Origin of the sequence: Vibrio sp. MM46, assembly GCF_027587135.1 — a bacterium.
GTDB lineage: Bacteria > Pseudomonadota > Gammaproteobacteria > Enterobacterales > Vibrionaceae > Vibrio > Vibrio harveyi.
In genome coordinates, this window is sequence record NZ_JAPPTO010000085.1 from 1 (window position 1) to 903 (window position 903).

General features: G+C 44.5%; 1 protein-coding gene. It reads left to right on the forward strand.

The window, feature by feature from the left end; translation table 11 throughout:
* A partial coding sequence (locus OH459_RS28010) for a calcium-binding protein (protein WP_443088667.1) occupies positions 1 to 903 on the forward strand: 903 nt, incomplete at both ends.

Below are 903 nucleotides of genomic sequence, written 5' to 3' on the forward strand. Positions count from 1 at the left end.
CGCCTTGGCTACATGTACAGCAACACGGGTTACTATGACTACAGCAATAGTGTTACCGCTCAAGCTGATAATATGTACAAAGCATTGGAAGAGTTCAGTGAAGTGCATGCGATTGGTCTTGGTAACAACTTGGACGCAAGCACACTCGAAAACTACGACTCAGACAATACAGTGCGAACCAACATTGATGTTTCACAGTTGGCTGAAGTTATCCTTGGTAAGGAAGTCGCTCTGCTTCAAGGTAGAGATGACATCGATAGTCAAGCTGGTGACGATATTATCTTCGGTGATGCAATTCGATTTGGTTCTAGTGATGAACAAGGTGTATCTGCATTACAAGAGTATGTTGCTGGTCAATTAGGTAAAGATGTTGGTCTTGTTACCGAGAAAGATGTTCATAACTACATTACTGACAACCAAGCTGAATTTGAGCAATCTCGTTCAAGCGACCGAGCGGATAACCTGTCTGGAGGTGAAGGCGACGATATCCTATTCGGGCAAGGTGGCTCAGATACGCTGGACGGCGGTATAGGTGATGACATCCTGATCGGTGGTTTGGGTAACGATATCCTTACCGGTGGTGATGGTGCAGACATCTTCAAGTGGGTGGATGTTGCAAATGAGACTGATGCAGTAAAAGACTTCAATGCAAACGAAGACTCTCTTGATTTCTCTGACTTGTTCGAGGATCTATCTAAGGACGAACTTGGTTCGTTACTGGATGATCTGAAGTCGGGCGATCACACTGGCGATGTTGGTAATTACCATGTGGAAGTTACGCAAGATGGAGCAACAGACTCTAACTTGAGTATCTCTAAAGGTGGAACGACATTAGATATCCATTTTGATGGAGCAAGTGTTGATGACGTCACTTCACACCTGATTGCAAGTCTGGATTCTCAA